Source organism: Rhizobium sp. rho-13.1 (assembly GCF_007000305.1).
Lineage (GTDB): Bacteria > Pseudomonadota > Alphaproteobacteria > Rhizobiales > Rhizobiaceae > Rhizobium > Rhizobium rhododendri.
The window spans coordinates 35,644-52,865 of sequence record NZ_SCFL01000008.1 but is presented as its reverse complement, the minus strand read 5'-3'; the positions used below and the strand labels follow the sequence as shown (position 1 = coordinate 52,865).

Sequence of the window (17,222 nt, the reverse complement as noted above, 5' to 3'; positions counted from 1 at the left end):
TCAGCCAGCCCTTGTCTCCGCAGCGCGGCGTTGAAAGAGATCATGGAATACCGGGTAGATCTGGCTGCGGTCGCTGACCTTGCGCATCGACAGCACCGGCCAGCCGGCCGAAATCCGCTCATAGAGCTGCCAGACCGCCGAGCCGGACGAAATCGCCCCGCTGCGCCCTTCGCCGACTTCGAGATAGGCGAAATATTGCGTCGCCGGCAGAATCCAGTCCTGCATGAGAGCTGCTGTCGTGGTGCTGTCGGAATAGGCGTTGTCCCCATCGGATGCCTGCGCCGCATAGATGTTCCAGTCGGACGGTGGAAAACGCTCGGTCATGATCCGTCGCATCGCATCCAGCGCGCTCGATACCTGCGTACCGCCCGTGGCGGGGCTGCGGAAGAATGTTTCCTCGTCGACCTCCTCGGCCGTGTCGGTATGGCGGATGAAGACGATCTCGACGCGCTTGTACTGCCTCGTCAGGAAGATATAGAGCAGCATGTAGAAGCGCTTGGCGAGATCCTTCATGTGCTCGGACATCGAGCCGGAGACGTCCATCAGGCAGAACATCACCGCCTGGGCGACCGGCCTCGGCTCGTTTTCGAAACGCCGATAGCGAATGTCGATCGGATCGATATACGGAATGCGCCGCACCCGTGATTCCAGCGCCGACACTTCAGCCTCCAGTGCCAGCCGCCGATCCTCGTCTACGCAATCGGCGATCTCGGCATGCAGCATGGCCACCGTCTCCGCCTTCGGCCGGTTAAGCGCAACGCGGCGCATCATGGCCCGCTTCATGGTCCGGTTGATGGCGAGATTGGAGGGAGAGCCGTTTACGGAATAGCCTGCCCGCACCGGGTTCGGCTGTTCGGATGTGGCGAGCTTTTTCTTGGCCAGATCCGGAAGCTCGAGGTCGTCGAGGAAGATGTCGAGGAATTCGTCGCGGGTCAGGACGAAGCGGAAGGCATCCTCGCCGTTGCCATCGCCACCGTCGCGCGGCTTGCCTTTTCCGCCCGGCGGGCGGGAGAGAATATCGCCTTCGATGAAGGTCTTGTTGCCCGGCAGGACGTGTTCGTGGATGCCGGCCGGGCCTTTCCGGAAGTGCGGCTCCTCAGTGCCCCCAAGGGGAATACTGATCTCGCCGCCTTTGAGAACGTCTTGAATACCGCGGCTTTGCGAGGTCTCGTAGACCGCTTTCTGCACCAGCGCCTTTGCTCGTCGCAGGAAGCGCTGGCGATTTTCGAGACTCTTGCCGCCTGGATTCAGGCGCCGGTCAACAATGTGCATTCCTACTCCTCTGTTGGGACTAGTCTAGCCTGCCTGTTTGACGCGCATGTACCACTCTACCAACCGGCGAACCTGGCGCTCCGTATAGCCGCGCGAAGTCATGCGCTCGACGAATTGCCCATGCTTCTTCTCCGTGTCGCCGTCCTTCTTCGAGCCGAAGGAAATCACCGGCAGCAGGTCTTCCACCTGGCTGAACATCCGCTTTTCGATGACTTCGCGGATTTTCTCGTAACTCGTCCAGGATGGATTCTTGCCGCCATTGCTCGCCCGCGACCGCAGGCAGAATTTTACCACCTCGTTGCGGAAATCTTTCGGGTTGGCGATCCCGGCAGGCTTTTCGATCTTGGTCAGTTCCTGGTTGAGCAGATCCCTGTCCAGCATCTGGCCGGTATCCGGATCCTTGAAATCGACATCCTCGATCCAGGCATCGGCATAGTCCACATAGCGGTCGAAAAGGTTCTGGCCGTAGTCGCCATAGGATTCGAGATAGGCCTTTTGGATCTCGTGTCCGATGAATTCCGCGTAGCGCGGCGCCAGCTCCCCTTTGATATACTCCATATACTGCTTCTCGACCTCGGCCGGCAGTTGCTCCCGCCGGATCGACTGTTCGATGACATACATCAGATGCACCGGGTCGGCCGCGATCTCTGTCGTATCGTGGTTGAACGTCGCCGCCAGAACCTTGAAGGCAAAGCGCGTCGAGACGCCGTCCATGCCCTCGTCGACGCCGGCTGTGTCCCGATATTCCTGCACGCTGCGGGCCCGGGGGTCCGTTTCCTTGACGCTCTCGCCATCGTAGACGCGAAGCTTGGAAAACGGCGTCGAGTTTTCATGCCGCGTCAGCCGCGACAGAACCGTGAAGCGCGCCAGGGTTTCCAGCGTCGACGGCGCGCAAGGCGCCTGGCTAAGCTCGGACTCCTCGATCAGCTTCTCGTAGATCTTCTGCTCTTCCGTGACCCGCAGGCAATAGGGCACCTTAACGACGCAGATACGATCGATGAAGGCCTCGTTGTTCTTGTTGGCCTTGAAGGTCTGCCACTCCGCCTCGTTGGAGTGGGCCAGAATGACGCCTGAGAACGGGATGGCGCCGATATTCTCGGTGCCAATGTAATTGCCCTCCTGCGTCGCCGTCAGCAGCGGATGCAGCATCTTGATCGGCGCCTTGAACATTTCAACAAATTCAAGCACGCCCTGGTTGGCGCGGTTGAGGCCGCCGGAATAGCTGTAGGCGTCGGCATCGCTCTGGGCGAGGCTCTCGAGCTTGCGGATATCGACCTTGCCGACGAGCGAGGAGATATCCTGGTTGTTCTCGTCGCCAGGCTCGGTCTTGGCGATGGCGATCTGGCGCAGCCGCGACGGCTGCATCTTCACCACCTTGAAGCGCGAGATATCGCCGCCGAATTCTTCCAGCCGCTTCAGGCACCAGGGGCTCATCAGCCCTGTCAGCCTTCGCTTCGGAATACCGTAGCGTTCCTGCAGCATGTCGCCCATCGCAGCCGGATCGAACAGGCTGAGCGGGCTTTCGAAAACCGGGCTGAGTTCGTTGCCGGCCTTCAGCACGTAAATGGGATGGACCTCCATCAGCGCCTTCAGCCGTTCGGCCAGCGACGACTTGCCGCCACCGACAGGGCCGAGCAGGTAGAGGATCTGCTTGCGCTCTTCCAACCCTTGCGCCGCATGGCGGAAGAAGGCGACGATTCGCTCGATCGTCTCTTCCATCCCGTAGAAGCCCTCGAAGGCGGGATAGGTCCGGATGGTGCGGTTCAGGAAGATACGCCCAAGGCGGGAGTCCCTCGACGTGTCTACAAACTGTGGTTCACCCATCGCGGCAAGTAGTCGCTCTGCCGCATTGGCATACATCAGTGGTTCGCCCTTGCAGGCTTCCAGGTATTCAGAGAAAGACATCTCGACTTCGCGCCGCGCTTCAAAGGAACGGGCGAAGGTGTTGAATAGTACATCCGTGTTGTACATGGCGCCTCATCGAGGTTGCTATTGCAAATACGCCTGGTCAGCTGGATAACAATCCGCTGTATTCATATTTCGGTGACGTTTCTATGAAAGTGAAATGCGACCGTGAATCAAATGCTACGCTTGATTCGGCAATGCAGCAATATCCGAGGCAATCCCAAGTCACCGATTTAATGATAAAGATGCTCAGGGTTGCGTAATAATGAATGCGAATATACCTGAAGTGGCGGATGTGAGTGTATGGTACTCAAGCGATATGCGCCATAAAACCGGTACCAAGCCATTGATTTCATAACAATCAATGCGAGTGGCACCGATAGCGGACGGCAAAATTGCCACATGCCGTCCGATTTTTTTCCACAGAGCCCGTTTGTTATCAGGCGTTCATCTGGGAGATGAGGCGCGTTTCCAGATAGGAATCCACCGCCTCTGAGCCGCCTTCCGTGCCATAGCCGGAATCCTTCATGCCGCCGAACGGCACTTCCGGAATGGAAAGGCCGTTGTGGTTGATGGTCAGCATGCCTGCTTCCATCCGCTGTCCCAGCGCATGCACCGTGCCGACTGACGTTGTGAAAGCATACGAGGCAAGCCCGAACGGCAGGCGGTTTGCCTCGGTGATCGCATCGTCGACAGTCGCGAAACGATTGATGATGGCGACGGGACCGAAGGGCTCCTCGTTCATGATGCGCGCATGGATGGGCACGTCGGTGATGACGGTCGGCTCGAAGAAATTGCCTTCGTTGCCGATCCTGCGGCCGCCGGTGCGCAGCGTCGCGCCCTGCGACACGGCATCGTTGATCAGCGCTTCCAGCGCCGGGATCCGCCGCTCGTTGGCAAGCGGCCCCATCTGCACGTCTGCCTCGAGCCCGTTGCCGACCTTGATCGCCTTGGCGGCGGCAACAAACCCATCAGTGAACTGGTCCATCACGCCGTTCTGCACGAGGAAACGCGTCGGCGCGACGCAGACCTGGCCGGCATTGCGGAACTTCGCCAGCGACGACACTTCGATGGCCTTGGCGATATCGGCGTCATCGAAGACGATTGCCGGCGCGTGCCCGCCGAGTTCCATCGTCGCCCGCTTCATGTGCAGGCCGGCAAGCGAGGCCAGTTGTTTGCCGATGGGGGTGGAGCCGGTAAACGAGATCTTGCGGATGACGGGGTGCGGGATGAGATATTCGGAGATCTCTGCCGGCACGCCATAGACGAGGTTGACGACTCCGGCCGGCATGCCCGCGTCGGCAAAGGCGCGGATCAACTCGGCCGGCGAGGCCGGCGTCTCCTCGGGCGCCTTGATGATGATCGAACACCCGGTCGCAACCGCTGCCGACAGCTTACGGACGATCTGATTGATGGGGAAATTCCAGGGCGTGAAGGCCGCAACCGGGCCGACCGGCTGCTTGATCGTCATCTGCAGCACGCCGGTGTGGCGCGCCGGGATGATCTGGCCATAAGTGCGGCGCGCCTCTTCGGCAAACCAGTCGATGGTATCGGCAGCCCCGAGCGTTTCCGCCAACGACTGCGCCAACGGCTTGCCCTGTTCACGCGTCATCACCCAGGCGATCATGTCCTTGCGCTCGCGCAGGAGATCGGCCGCACGACGCATGATCTTCGAGCGCTCGAAGGCAGATGTATCGCGCCAGACCTTGAAGCCCTTGTCGGCCGCCGCCAGCGCAAGATCCAGATCGGCGCGCTCCGCATGGGCGATCTGCCCGATGGTCTGGCCGGTCGCGGGGTCGCTGACAGGGATCGTCTTCTTCGAAAGCGCATCGCGCCATTCGCCATCGATGAAGAGTTTGACGTCGGGATAGGTATGCATGGGGAACCTCTTTGGATGATCAGGCCGGCTTTCAGCAGATGCCGCAGGAAGCGGCGGTGCGACAAGCCTCCAACCGACCGGCGTCGATCGATAATGCTTTTATGGGAGCGCTGTACATGGTGTCAACGACGGCACAATTCCAGCCACTGGTCCAGCCACTGGTCCTGCCACTGGCGGCACCAGCCGAGGATCACGAAAACGCGAACAACTCTGGATTTCATTAGAAGAAGCGCCATATTCGTCTCACAAAAGGAGCGAGAACATGAAAAGACTAGCAATTATCGCGGTGTCGCTGATGACGGCATTCACCGCCATCACGCCTGCCGAAGCATTCCCCGTATCCGCTGCGCCGGTAGCCACGATCCAGAATTCGGATGTCGTGAACGTGCAATACAGCGAGTACAGGCACCATGGACGCCGAAACGGCGATCGGCGCAATTACTATCGCGGCCGCGGCCATGATCGCCGCTATGACCGCGGCTACCGTCGCCACAACAACACGGGCGCCATCATTGGCGGCCTCGCAGCCGGCGCCATCATCGGCGGCATCGTTGCCGGCTCCCGCTCGAACGGCAGCTCCCATGCCCAGTCCTGCGCCAACCGCTACAGAACATACCGCGCTTCGGACAACACGTATCAGCCGAACAGCGGCCCACGGGTGCAGTGCCGGTAAGCTATCGGTTCGATTGAGTTTGTGTGATGTTAGGCCGCCCGTGACGAGAGTTGCGGGCGGTTTTTTGTGTTTAAATACAAGTAGACGCGTACTAAGCGTAGCGCAGGTGGAAATAGCGCTTCCCAATTTTTAGGACTTCACCATCTCGTACCATTAAACCAAGAACCGCATGAGACAGGAAATTTTTGCCCGTCTCTTTACCGTCGACAAGGGAGGAATGGGACTGCAAATCCAACGCATTCGCCATGTCGGTATTTGTTGCGCCCTGCGGCTTTTCTTCCAAGTGACCACGGATAGCGGCTTTCAACATATTCAAGCCCGCGATGGCATCTTCTTTTGGCGTCATGAATCAATCCTTTGAAATAGACTGAATAACACGTCCGCCAAAAACGCTCTAAACATAAATTTATCGCGGTAGAATCGTCCAAATTTATTGAGAAATTTGATGGTGCCCGGAGGCGGATTTGAACCACCGACACGCGGATTTTCAATCCGCTGCTCTACCAACTGAGCTATCCGGGCATACCTGCTTCATCCCGAAGGATTTGCCTCGCTTGGAGGCTTGGGGAGCTTGGTTTTCCCCGGAAGCGTGGGCGTTATAACATCTTGTTCGGCCATGTCCAGCATCAATCGCTACTTTTTCGACAGGAAATGCAAGACCGGTAATTGTCGAACGTCCTCAATGCCTTGCCGTTCGTTTCCGACAGGTTTGTGACTATTCCTCGTCCTCGTAGTCAGCCTTTGTCTCGTCGTCGGCAACCGGAATGGCATAGGAACCGCTCAGCCAGCGCGACAGGTCCATCTCGCGGCAGCGGTCCGAACAGAAGGGATAATGTTCGCGCATCGACGGCCGGCCGCATTCGGCGCAGGCGCGCGGCTTGCGCAGGGGCTCGACCTTGGCGCCGAGCTTAATCTCGTTTTCCGACATGGATCATCCTTCCTGCCAATGGGCGTGAACGTCGAATCCTTCGCCTGAAAGCAGCAGCATGGTCTCGTAGAGCGGCAGCCCGACGACATTCGTGTAGGAGCCGACCAGTTTCTGGACGAAACCGCCCGCCAGCCCCTGAATGGCATAGGCGCCTGCCTTGCCGCGCCACTGGCCGGAGGCCAGATAGAATTCCATGTCGTTGCCCGAAAGCCGCTTGAAGCGGACCTTCGTCTCGACGACCTTCTGGCGCATCTTGCGATCAGGCGTAATCAGGCAGATCCCGGTATAGACAGTGTGGCTGCGGCCCGAAAGCAGGTGCAGCGCCGCCGATGCTTCCTCGACGAATTCCGCCTTCGGCAAAATGCGCCGCCCGACGGCCACCACCGTGTCGGCCGATAGAAGATAGCTTCCCTGCCATGCGACGTCGCCCTTCAGCGCGGCATAGGCAGCCTCCCCCTTTTCAGCCGACAGACGACGGGCCAGCGAGCGCGGATGCTCGGCCTTTTTAGGAGTCTCGTCGATATCCATCGGCATGAGGCGCGCGGGTTCGATGCCCGCCTGGTGCAGGAGATCAACGCGGCGCGGCGAACCGGAAGCCAGTATCAACGAATGTTTCAGCGCCATAAAACCTCGACGTCAGCGGGAAGACGGGGGAGCCGGCGTCAGAACCCGCCGGACTACTTGAAGCGGTAGGTGATGCGGCCCTTGGTCAGATCGTAGGGAGTCATTTCCACCAGAACCTTGTCGCCAGCCAGAACGCGGATACGGTTCTTGCGCATGCGGCCCGCCGTGTGGGCGATGATTTCGTGTTCGTTTTCGAGCTTGACGCGGAACGTTGCGTTCGGCAGCAATTCGGTCACGACACCGGGAAATTCGAGGACTTCTTCTTTAGGCATGTAAGACGGTTCTTCCTGTCGTTTGACGCCGGGGCTGATGCCGCCGGAAAATTTGCGCGGAAACTACACAATCGACGCGGTCTTGTGAACCTCGTTGATCAGGCTTTCTGCATTTGTTTCATGCCGATTGCGCGGCAATTCCATTTCGCCGGGCCAGCCGGCTGTCGATCAGCCCGTACAGATGGTCGCGCACGCCACGATAGGCTTCGACGATCTGTTCGCGCGTTCCGGATATAACCGTTGGATCGAAGGTTGGCCAGTAGATGACCTCGACCGCCTGCGACCGCGTCAGTTCCAGCGCCGTGTGGTGGGCTTCCGGCGAGAGCGTGATGATAAGATCGAAGAAGTCGTCTTCCAGCTGCTCCAGCGTTTGCGGCTGGTGGCGACCGAGATCGAGGCCTATTTCGTCGAGCACCGCATCCACGAAGGCATTCCGCTCGCCGGCCCTAACGCCAGCCGACATGATATAGGTGCCCGATGGCAGAATGCTACGGGCGATGGCTTCCGCCATGGGCGAGCGGATCGAATTCATCCCGCACATGAACAGCAAGGCCTTGGGCGTATGGCTTGGCGTCGGAAAGCGATCCTGCGTTTCCATTGGCGCTTAACCCCGCCAGTAGAGAACGCAGACGAGCGTGAAAAGCCGTCGCGATGTGTTGAAGTCGATGTCGATCTTGCCTTTCAAGCGGTCGCTCAGCGTCTGCGACCCTTCGTTGTGGATACTGCGGCGACCCATGTCGATGGCCTCGATACGGCTCGGCGTTGCCGACCGGATCGCCTCGTAGTAGCTCTCGCAGACCAGGAAGTAGTCCTTGACGATGCGCCGGAATGGCGTCAGCGACAGGATATGCGTGGCGACCTGGGGCTCGCCTTCGGCACTGATATCCAGCACGAGCTTGGAATCCAGCAACGACAGTTTCAGGCTGTAGGGCCCACCGGCATGACCGATCGGCTGAAAGAAATTTTCCTCGACCAGGTCGAAAATGGCAACGGCGCGCTCGTGTTCGACGTCAGGGCTGGCGCGGCCGATCGTATCGTCGAGGACCACATCGGTCAGCCGGAAGTCGCCCGCCGCCATCGCCTAGCCTTCGAGGTTGAGCCGGATCGCCACCGAGCGGGCATGAGCATCGAGACCTTCGGAATTGGCAAGCGCGATGGCCGCCGGCCCGAGCGCCCGGAGCTGTTCGGCCCCGAGCTTCAGCACCGAGGTGCGCTTCATGAAGTCAAGCACCGAAAGGCCGGATGAAAAGCGCGCCGAGCGGGCGGTCGGCAGCACGTGGTTGGAGCCACCGACATAATCGCCGATAACCTCAGGCGTGTGCTTGCCGATGAAGATGGCGCCGGCATTGCGGATACCGAGCATCAGCGCATCGGGATCGTCGACCGCAAGCTCCAGATGTTCGGCAGCGATGCGGTTGGCGAGCGGGATCGCGTCTTCGAGGCTCTCGACGATGATGATGGCGCCGAAATCCCGCCAGCTCGCCGCTGCGGTCTCGACGCGACCAAGCGTCTTCAACTGCCGCTCGACGGCCTGTTCGACGGATTTGGCAAGCAGCGGATTATCGGTAATCAGGATCGACTGGGCGCCTCGGTCGTGCTCGGCCTGGGCAAGAAGGTCGGCCGCGATCCAGTCGGGATCGTTATCCTTGTCGGCAATGACCAGCACTTCGGAAGGACCGGCAATCATGTCGATGCCGACAGTCCCGAACACATGGCGCTTGGCGGCCGCCACATAGGCGTTGCCCGGCCCGGTGACTTTCGCCACCGGCGCAATCGTCTCGGTGCCATAGGCGAGCGCCGCGACTGCCTGCGCGCCGCCGACGCGGTAGATTTCCTCGACACCGGCCATGCGGGCAGCGGCCAGCACGGCGGGATTGACGACGCCCTCCTTTGCCGGCACCACCATGACGACACGCTCGACACCGGCGACCTTGGCCGGGATGGCATTCATCAGCACCGAACTCGGGTAGCTTGCCGTACCGCCGGGCACATAGATGCCGACCGCCTCGATCGCCGTCCAGCGCGAGCCGAGCACGACACCCAGTTCGTCCTCGTAGCTGTCATCGCGCGGCAACTGGCGGCGATGGTGCGACTCGATGCGCACGGCGGCAACCTTCAGCGCGCCCAGCACTTCCGATGGCACCTGCGCGATGGCAGCATCGATTTCCTCAAAAGTCACCCGCATCGGCGTCGCATCGAAATCGATACCGTCGAAGCGGACGGAATATTCCATCAACGCAACGTCGCCACGCGCCCGAACGTCGGCGATGATATCGCGGACGACAGCGTTCACATCCTCGGACACTTCCCGCTTCGTGGTCAGGAATGCCGCGAACTGCGCCTCGAAACCTTCCGCCGCCTGCTCAAGCCAGATCGCCAATGCCGATATCCTTTGCTTTCAAAAACCGCCGCAGCGGCAAGAACCAGTCTCTGCCACTCAGGCGGCGTCGTCGGGGTGCGTCGGTTTCTTGGCCGTTTCCCATGCGCCGCCGATATCGGCCAGCTGCACTTCGATGCATTCCACGTCGAGCGCCAGCGTAGCATTGCCGGCAAGCGTCAGTTCGATCGTGCCATCCGGCCCTTCGCCCTTCTGCTCGAAGCGAATGGCCAGAAGCGAAAGCACCGTCTCGCGCCTGCGGCGGTCGATGCCCAGCGTCCGCACGGCCAGCACCCGCTTGAACACGAGCGCCGCGCGATGGCGCTGATAGCCCTTGGCCTTGCCATCTGCCTTTTCCCAGTCGAAGCGGTTTGCCGTCAGGGAAAACTGCAGGCCGCGCGGCTCATAGGCCATGTCGCCGACCTTGAAGACGGCGTCCTGCATATGGGCAGAAACAACCGCCAGGTCTTCGCCATCGAGCGCCACAAGCTTCAGATCTGCCATGCCTTAGTTCCCCACATCGTCAGCCGCCACATCCGGCGGCCCGTTCCACCCCGAGATAGGGTGCCTGGGGCTTGGACGCAACGGCAGATGCGGCTCCCGGCAACGCTTTCAGGGCCTATTCGCTGAGCCGTTCGACGATGGCGCCGCAGCGCGTCAGCTTCTCTTCCAGCCGCTCGAAGCCACGGTCGAGATGGTAGACGCGCGAAACGACGGTTTCGCCTTCTGCGGCAAGCCCGGCAATCACCAGCGACACGGAGGCACGAAGGTCCGTCGCCATGACAGGCGCCCCGCGCAGCCGCTCGACACCCTCGATCTTCGCCGTCTGGCCGGACAGCGAGATCCTTGCGCCGAGACGGGCAAGCTCTTGAACGTGCATGAAGCGGTTTTCGAAAATCGTCTCCGTGATGTGCGCCGTGCCGGAAGCCCGCGTCATCAGCGCCATGAATTGCGCCTGCAGGTCGGTCGGGAAGCCCGGGAAAGGGTCCGTGACGATATCGACCGGCCGGATGCCGCCGCCATTGCGGCGCACGCGCATGCCGTTGTTGGTCGGCGTGATCTCAGCGCCGGCGCGACGCAAGGTTTCAAGCGCCGTCTCGAGCAGCGACATATCGGTATTTTCAAGCGTCACGTCGCCGCCGGCCATCGCAACCGCCATGGCATAGGTGCCGGTCTCGATACGGTCTGGCAGCACGCGGTGGCGGGCGCCAGAGAGTGATGTGACGCCATCGATGGTGATGGTCGAGGTGCCGGCGCCGGAAATCTTGGCGCCCATGGCGATAAGGCAGTTGGCGAGATCGACGACCTCAGGCTCGCGGGCGGCATTGCCGATGACCGTGGTGCCGCGCGCAAGCGTTGCCGCCATCATCATCACATGAGTAGCGCCGACGGATACCTTCGGGAATGTGTACTTGGCACCGATCAGGCCGCCCTTCGGCGCAGTGGCGTTGATGTAGCCGGCATCGATATCCATGTTGGCGCCGAGCGCCTGCAGGGATTCGATAAACAAGTCGACCGGCCGCGTGCCGATGGTGCAGCCGCCCGGCAGCGATACGCGTGCCTGGCCTTCGCGGGCGAGCAGCGGCCCGAGCACCCAGAAGCTGGCGCGCATCTTCGAGACCAGCTCGTAATGGGCAGTGGTATCGACGATCGTCCGGCAGGTGAAATGGATCGTGCGGGAATAGGCGTCGTCCTGACGCTCGCGCCGGCCGTTGACCGAGACGTCGACGCCGTGGTTGCCGAGAATGCGCAGCAGCAGTTCGACATCGGCCAGGTGAGGCACGTTTTCGAGCGTCAGCGTGTCGCTCGTCAGGAGCGACGCAATCATCAGCGGCAATGCGGCATTCTTGGCGCCGGAAATCGGAATGACGCCATTGAGCTCATTGCCGCCGACAATCCTGATACGATCCATGTGCGATTACGGGCGAACCCGCCTTTCTGAAATCTTGATGCCTTGCAGAGGAAGGTGGTGTTTAAAGGAAATCGGTCGCCGCTTCAATTCGTTTGCGGCGTGTAAGACCTAATCATTACAATTCGTCCATTTTTGCGGCAGGCAGGCCATCCGTCTCGTCAGCCTCGCCGGCGCGGCGTGCGCGCACCTGCTGCTTGCGGCGAGAAAGATTCTCCTTCAGCTTGGCAGCCGCCCTCGCCCGCCGCCGATCCGCTTCGCTGAGCAAGGGCTGCTGCGGTTTAAGCAAGGGGCCATCTGCGACCGTGGCACTCGTGCCGCCACCACTACTTTGTTCGTCTTCGTTCATGTCTGCCTTGATAGCGCAGATGACGATATTTCAAAAGCCACGCCGACGTTTTCCCGTGCTTGTTTCAAGAAGATTGGATTTTGCGGCTTGCGCTTGCCGATCAGCTATGGCAATAGCCGCCTCGCCCGATACGGCGCATCCGCTGCGCCACGATGCTGCTATAGCTCAGGGGTAGAGCACTCCCTTGGTAAGGGAGAGGCCTGGGGTTCAAATCCCCATAGCAGCACCATTTCCCCAAACGATATTGCCGCCTCATCCATCACAGATAGACACATTGCGTCGATGGCCGCGTGAAAGCGCCTAACTATCTGCCTGCGTCGGCACCGCAGCGGATTGGTACCAGCGCGTCTGCGCCCTAGACCGAGGGACGAGCACGTAGGCGAGGCGCCGGAAGAAATCGACGGTGCGGAAAAGATGGGCCGGAAGGCGCTTCCAGGCAGACAGCTTGGCCGCGCGGTAGTCCCGGCGACGGCCGATCATCGTTTCGCGTCGTGATTTGTTGAAGCCGACGAGATTGGTCTTGCTGGAAAAAACCGAAATATCCATATCCCACCCTCGCTCGATGGCGACGTCCCACGGCAAGGACATGACCGCGAGCGACTGGGCTATTTTCTCTGCACCGCGCCGCGTCACCAGATAGCAAGCCGTAGACCCCTGTGGTCCGAACAGGCAGCGGCCGATAGTGTCACCACGTTCGCTGCGGGCGTGGAAACGAAAGCCTTTCCAGCGGTGATTGACGAGCTTGATCATGTCGGCGCCGGGAACAGCACGGCTGGCGGCCAATGCCCTCGCAATGAATTCACCATCAAGCGCAATATCGTCCTCGATGATCACGGCCGCCTCGTTGCCGCTTGCGATAAACTGGCGTAGCGCCAGCAGGTGGCTTCGGTAGCAGCCGTACTCGCCCGGAAGAATACGCCTGCCATGACGGTTACCGAAGCGCTTCTGGTCGACGTCGACCCATTGCGCCTCTGGCACCAACAACCCGTCGACGCCCTCCACAAGCTCTATGGCGATGCCGAGTTCACGGCCGCGAGAGCAAACTTCCTGCAGTCTCTCCTTCGCCCGAGCGATATTGATGAGATAAACCGGAAGAGGCTGCAGGGTGGACATAAATGGCCTCGGTACGCGTAAATGAAAGTGGACAGAGCCGGATGCGCTCAGATCACGCAACCATCCGAATCGATCAGGCGGGCTTCGTGCAGGGCACAGTTAAGAACTCGGCCGCTCCATAACAAGCTGGCGGCGAGACCGCCACCCTCACACTTTGTTGTTCAAAGCCATTGAATTTTGTTATCCGGGCAAGGTCGCTGTCAGTACAGATTGCAAAACCCAAACGCCCGTTTGAACAAACCGCTTTCCCTTTCTATAGTCGCCTCGAACGGACATTCCAATGTCGTCCCTTCCGCTACCCTGGCGGCAGAAGCGACGACCCTATCGACAACGGAGGAGAAGACGATGACGAAGATGCGTGCGCTGGTTCTCGAGCGCCAGCACGAACTGGCCTTGCGCGACATAGACCTGCCTCAGGAAGTCGGCGCCGGACAGGTGAAGATCAAGATCCACACGGTCGGCGTCTGCGGCTCCGATGTCCACTACTACACCCACGGTCGGATTGGCGGCTTCATCGTCACTGCGCCGATGGTGCTGGGACACGAGGCAGCTGGCACGGTGGTCGAGATCGGCGCCGGCGTGACCCACCTGAAGATCGGCGATCGCGTCTGCATGGAACCGGGCATTCCCGATGCCAATTCCCGCGCCAGCCGGCTTGGCATGTATAATGTCGATCCCGCCGTCGTCTTCTGGGCAACCCCGCCGGTCCATGGCGTGCTGACGCCCTATGTGGTGCACCCGGCCAATTATACCTTCAAGCTGCCCGACAATGTCTCGTTTGCCGAAGGTGCCATGGTCGAGCCATTCGCCGTCGGCATGCAGGCCGCAAGCAAGGCGCGCATCGCACCCGGCGACACCGCCGTCGTGCTCGGCGCCGGCCCCATCGGGACAATGGTGGCAATTGCAGCGCTTGCCGGTGGCTGCTCGCGCGTCATCGTCGCCGATCTCGCCCAGCCGAAGCTCGATATTGCTGCGCAGTATCAGGGGATCATTCCCGTCAACATCCGCGAGACGAAGCTGCTCGACGCGTTGAACCTGTTGACCGACGGTTGGGGAGCGGATGTCGTGTTCGAATGCTCCGGCTCACCGAAGGCCTGGGAGACCATCATGGAGCTGCCACGTCCGGGTGGAGCAATCGTTGCCGTCGGCCTGCCGGTTGCACCTGTTGCCATCGACGTCTCGATCGCCACCACCAAAGAGGTGCGGATCGAGACAGTGTTCCGCTATGCGCACCAGTACGACCGTGCCATCGCCCTGATCGGCTCCGGACGCGTGGACCTGAAACCGCTGATTTCCGAGACTTTCGGCTTCGAACAATCCATTCAGGCTTTCGAGCGCGCCGCAGAAGGCCGGCCCAGCGACGTCAAGCTGCAGATTGTCATGGACCAGTAGGAGAAAGCCAAAAGCCCGCACGACATCCGTGCGGGCATTTGCAGAAAGGCGCTTAAAAGCCTGCTATTCGGCGGCCGCTTTGACGCCGCTGGCGTGTCGACCCATCGTCAGCTGTGCAAGCAAGAATGCAGTCACTGCAGCGCAGGCGATGGCTACCGTCATCGGCACGGCTGTTCCGTTGGCAAACAGGCTGGCCAGCACCATCGCAATCGCGCCGGTGGTGAACTGCAGCGTGCCCATCAGCGCCGAGGCCGTGCCGGCGATGGCACCATGCTCCTCGAGTGCGAGCACCGCCGTCGTCGGGATGACAAGGCCGAGAAATCCAAATCCGACGAACAGAAGGACGACCAGCACCGGAAGTTGCTCGAAGCCGAGGCTCATCGCTGCGACCAGAGCAACCATCGACGCAGCAAAGCCCGTGACGGCGAAGCGCATGACACGCACAAGCCCATAACGCTGGCCAAGCCGGCCCGTCAGCTGCGACACAGCAAAGAACGACACCGCGTTGACGGAGAAGGCAAAGCTGTATTCGGTCGGTGTCAGTCCATCGTGGTTGATCAGCACGAAGGGCGAGTTGGCGAGATAGACCAGGAAGCTGGAAATGCCGAAACTGCCGATGAGGGACAGCGTCATGAACGTCCGATCTCCGAGCAGATAGACATAGGCCGCCATCGCGCTGCGGAAACTGCTGCCGGCGCGGTCTTCTCTGGAGCGGGTTTCGGAAAGCTGCGTCGAGAGCAGGACCAGGCCAATGAAGGCAGCGATGGTCACAGCCCAGAAGACACCGCGCCAGCCGAAGAAGGCAATGACCGCGCTGCCGGTCAGGGGCGCCAGGATTGGCGATATGCTGAACACCAGCATCAGCAGAGACATAAGCCGCGCTGCCTCCACACCGACATGCATGTCGCGGACAACCGCCCGTGGCACCACCATGCCGGCGGCGCCGCCGATGCCCTGAAGGAAGCGGAAGGCGATCAGCATTTCGATATTGGTAGCCAGAGCGCAGCCGATGCTGGCGACGGCAAACAGACCGATGCCGATATAAAGTGGCGCCTTGCGGCCGTACATGTCAGCCAGCGGACCGTAGAGCAGTTGAAATGCAGCGAAGGGAATGAAGAAGGCAAGCAGGCTCATCTGAACCAGATTGTCCGGCGCACCGAGGTCATGGCCAATGGATGGCAGCGCCGGCAGGTACATGTCGATGGCAAAAGGCCCGATTGCTGACAAAAGGCCAAGAATCAGCGCGATGCGAAAGAAGGGTGTCATGGGGCGAATACTCTCGAAAATTGGATAGGGGCCGCTTTCGCTGGAAGCGCGGTAACAGATGCCGGATGCGGTACAGGCCGGTCACATTTTGGACACTGGTGTCAAATTAGACAGACTTGTCTAAAACGTCAATGCGACTTACTCTCCGATCATGACAAATGCGCGAACTGCACCACCGCAAACCATTTCAGACGTCCGGCGTGGGCTTTCGACCAAGCGGGTCTCCGTTCTCACGGCTGCAACAGAGGTTTTCTGCCGCGAAGGTTTTTCCGGCGCCTGCATCGATGAAATCGCCGAGCAGGCGGGTGTGTCGCGCCAGACGATCTACAACCACTACCGCGACAAGGAAGCACTCTTTGTCGCGATCGTCGAAGACATCACGGCGCGCACCGTAGAGGCGCTTTCATCGACGATCGCCACCTTTCCAGACATGCCAGCCGACATAGAGGCGGAAATGACTGCGTTGGTGTCCCTGTTGGTGCGCAACTGCCTCTGCAACCGCGATGGCCGTTTTATGCACAAGCTGCTGCAATCCGAAGGCGAGCGGTATCCGCAGCTGTTCGCGACGTGGCGCCAAAAGGGCTCGGGCTTGCCGGCCGAGGCCGTCTCTGGGCTTTTCACGCGCATCGCCAAAGCGGGTCTACTGGATATCGACGATGCAGACCTCGCGGCCCGGCAATTTCTGGCGCTCATCCATGCAGACTTGCAGACGACAACCTTGTTCGGCGGCATTCCCGAAGATGAAGATGTGGCGCGAGCAGCCCGCAACGCCGTGCGTACATTTCTCCGCGCCTACTCCGTACCGGCATAAGGCCGCAGTCCGGCTTGAGGTAGGGTAGAAAACAAGGCGCCCATATCGTCGTCACATTGACGCGGTCACATCAGGCGCCTGAAAGTATCAGGCGTCCGGCAAGTCGATCTTCAGGGCAGATGCAATTCGCTTGATTTTGAGCGGATCAGTGTCGGTGCCGGCCTCTATGGCGACGATTTCGTCAACTGTCAGTCCAACTGTCTCGGCCAGATCGTCGACGCTGTAGCCGAATGAGCCGCGCGTAATGCGAATTCGCGTTCCGACATCGGCGAGCTGGGCGGACGGTGTGTCATGGATGGGGTTGGACATGGAGTTCTCCTTCGCCGCCGGTGATCGTGCTCGACCGCTGGCGACATCGTTTACCAATGCCGACCCTCTTTATTGCCGCAATATCGAATCGGCAAGCAGAATTGCTGCAGAGCACAAAAGGATTGCCCGCCGGTTAACCGGGC

General features: G+C 60.4%; 20 protein-coding genes and 2 tRNA genes. 5 read left to right on the top strand and 17 right to left on the bottom strand.

Translation table 11 applies throughout. The features are described 5' to 3' along the window. The 3 genes from EQW76_RS18685 to EQW76_RS18675 all read right to left on the bottom strand — a co-directional run bounded on the left by EQW76_RS18685 (position 1) and on the right by EQW76_RS18675 (position 5,056). Complete coding sequence (locus EQW76_RS18685; protein WP_142830350.1) at positions 1-1,272, bottom strand: YeaH/YhbH family protein; 1,272 nt, start codon at positions 1,270-1,272, stop codon at positions 1-3. Positions 1,273-1,296: 24 nt separating this feature from the next. Then, complete coding sequence (locus tag EQW76_RS18680) at positions 1,297-3,243, bottom strand: PrkA family serine protein kinase (protein ID WP_142830349.1); 1,947 nt, start codon at positions 3,241-3,243, stop codon at positions 1,297-1,299. Positions 3,244-3,616: 373 nt separating this feature from the next. Continuing rightward, positions 3,617-5,056, bottom strand: coding sequence for an NAD-dependent succinate-semialdehyde dehydrogenase (locus EQW76_RS18675; RefSeq protein ID WP_142830347.1), 1,440 nt, complete (start codon positions 5,054-5,056; stop codon positions 3,617-3,619). An 11-nt stretch (positions 5,057-5,067) separates the two neighbouring features. On the opposite strand from EQW76_RS18675, the gene EQW76_RS18670 reads away from it, so the two are divergent. Beyond that, entirely contained in the window at positions 5,068-5,280 is a 213-nt protein-coding gene (locus EQW76_RS18670) for a hypothetical protein (protein ID WP_142830345.1), read from the top strand. A gap of 38 nt (positions 5,281-5,318) precedes the next feature. Beyond that, a complete protein-coding gene (locus EQW76_RS18665) occupies positions 5,319-5,729 on the top strand; it encodes a BA14K family protein (RefSeq protein WP_142830343.1) in 411 nt (136 codons plus the stop codon). Positions 5,730-5,820: 91 nt separating this feature from the next. Here the strand turns inward: EQW76_RS18665 and EQW76_RS18660 are convergent, their stop codons facing one another. The 11 genes from EQW76_RS18660 to EQW76_RS29260 all read right to left on the bottom strand — a co-directional run bounded on the left by EQW76_RS18660 (position 5,821) and on the right by EQW76_RS29260 (position 12,188). Further along, positions 5,821-6,075, bottom strand: a complete 255-nt coding sequence (locus EQW76_RS18660; RefSeq protein ID WP_142830341.1) for a hypothetical protein — start codon at positions 6,073-6,075, stop codon at positions 5,821-5,823. 100 nt (positions 6,076-6,175) lie between these two features. Beyond that, positions 6,176-6,251, bottom strand: a tRNA-Phe gene (locus EQW76_RS18655). 193 nt (positions 6,252-6,444) lie between these two features. Next, positions 6,445-6,657 carry a DNA gyrase inhibitor YacG gene (gene yacG, locus EQW76_RS18650; RefSeq protein ID WP_111218937.1) on the bottom strand — a complete coding sequence of 71 codons (213 nt, stop codon included), beginning with the start codon at positions 6,655-6,657 and terminating at the stop codon, positions 6,445-6,447. 3 nt (positions 6,658-6,660) lie between these two features. Next, entirely contained in the window at positions 6,661-7,281 is a 621-nt protein-coding gene (locus tag EQW76_RS18645; protein WP_111218939.1) for a Maf-like protein, read from the bottom strand. Between the two features lie 53 nt (positions 7,282-7,334). Further along, a complete protein-coding gene (gene infA / locus EQW76_RS18640) occupies positions 7,335-7,553 on the bottom strand; it encodes a translation initiation factor IF-1 (protein WP_004117876.1) in 219 nt (72 codons plus the stop codon). 118 nt (positions 7,554-7,671) lie between these two features. Further along, the gene (locus EQW76_RS18635; RefSeq protein ID WP_142830339.1) at positions 7,672-8,151 is read right to left on the bottom strand and encodes a low molecular weight phosphatase family protein; all 480 of its coding nucleotides are present in this window, start codon (positions 8,149-8,151) and stop codon (positions 7,672-7,674) included. A gap of 6 nt (positions 8,152-8,157) precedes the next feature. After that, positions 8,158-8,631 carry a UPF0262 family protein gene (locus EQW76_RS18630; RefSeq protein WP_142830337.1) on the bottom strand — a complete coding sequence of 158 codons (474 nt, stop codon included), beginning with the start codon at positions 8,629-8,631 and terminating at the stop codon, positions 8,158-8,160. 3 nt (positions 8,632-8,634) lie between these two features. Beyond that, positions 8,635-9,933 (bottom strand): histidinol dehydrogenase, encoded by a 1,299-nt coding sequence (hisD, locus tag EQW76_RS18625; RefSeq protein ID WP_142830335.1) that lies wholly within the window; start codon positions 9,931-9,933, stop codon positions 8,635-8,637. Between the two features lie 57 nt (positions 9,934-9,990). Continuing rightward, on the bottom strand, positions 9,991-10,434 hold the full coding sequence (locus EQW76_RS18620) for a DUF2948 family protein (protein ID WP_111218945.1): 444 nt from the start codon (positions 10,432-10,434) through the stop codon (positions 9,991-9,993). A gap of 115 nt (positions 10,435-10,549) precedes the next feature. Next, a complete protein-coding gene (gene murA, locus EQW76_RS18615) occupies positions 10,550-11,842 on the bottom strand; it encodes a UDP-N-acetylglucosamine 1-carboxyvinyltransferase (RefSeq protein ID WP_111218947.1) in 1,293 nt (430 codons plus the stop codon). Between the two features lie 115 nt (positions 11,843-11,957). Then, entirely contained in the window at positions 11,958-12,188 is a 231-nt protein-coding gene (locus tag EQW76_RS29260) for a hypothetical protein (RefSeq protein WP_142830333.1), read from the bottom strand. 154 nt (positions 12,189-12,342) lie between these two features. Between EQW76_RS29260 and EQW76_RS18605 the strand changes: the two genes are divergently transcribed. Then, positions 12,343-12,417: transfer RNA gene (locus tag EQW76_RS18605), tRNA-Thr, on the top strand. A gap of 71 nt (positions 12,418-12,488) precedes the next feature. Here EQW76_RS18605 and EQW76_RS18600 read toward each other — a convergent pair. Next, positions 12,489-13,301 carry a glycosyltransferase family 25 protein gene (locus EQW76_RS18600; protein WP_142830331.1) on the bottom strand — a complete coding sequence of 271 codons (813 nt, stop codon included), beginning with the start codon at positions 13,299-13,301 and terminating at the stop codon, positions 12,489-12,491. A gap of 345 nt (positions 13,302-13,646) precedes the next feature. Here EQW76_RS18600 and EQW76_RS18595 point away from each other — a divergent pair, with 345 nt between their 5' ends. Beyond that, positions 13,647-14,693, top strand: a complete 1,047-nt coding sequence (locus tag EQW76_RS18595; RefSeq protein ID WP_142830329.1) for an NAD(P)-dependent alcohol dehydrogenase — start codon at positions 13,647-13,649, stop codon at positions 14,691-14,693. A gap of 63 nt (positions 14,694-14,756) precedes the next feature. Here EQW76_RS18595 and EQW76_RS18590 read toward each other — a convergent pair whose 3' ends face one another. Next, positions 14,757-15,959: a multidrug effflux MFS transporter gene (locus EQW76_RS18590; protein ID WP_143123055.1), complete on the bottom strand. Its 1,203-nt coding sequence runs from the start codon at positions 15,957-15,959 to the stop codon at positions 14,757-14,759. A gap of 151 nt (positions 15,960-16,110) precedes the next feature. Between EQW76_RS18590 and EQW76_RS18585 the strand changes: the two genes are divergently transcribed. Then, entirely contained in the window at positions 16,111-16,770 is a 660-nt protein-coding gene (locus tag EQW76_RS18585; RefSeq protein ID WP_142830326.1) for a TetR/AcrR family transcriptional regulator, read from the top strand. An 87-nt stretch (positions 16,771-16,857) separates the two neighbouring features. Here the strand turns inward: EQW76_RS18585 and EQW76_RS18580 are convergent, their stop codons facing one another. Continuing rightward, positions 16,858-17,079 (bottom strand): helix-turn-helix transcriptional regulator, encoded by a 222-nt coding sequence (locus tag EQW76_RS18580; RefSeq protein WP_142830324.1) that lies wholly within the window; start codon positions 17,077-17,079, stop codon positions 16,858-16,860. Between the last annotated feature and the right edge of the window lie 143 nt (positions 17,080-17,222).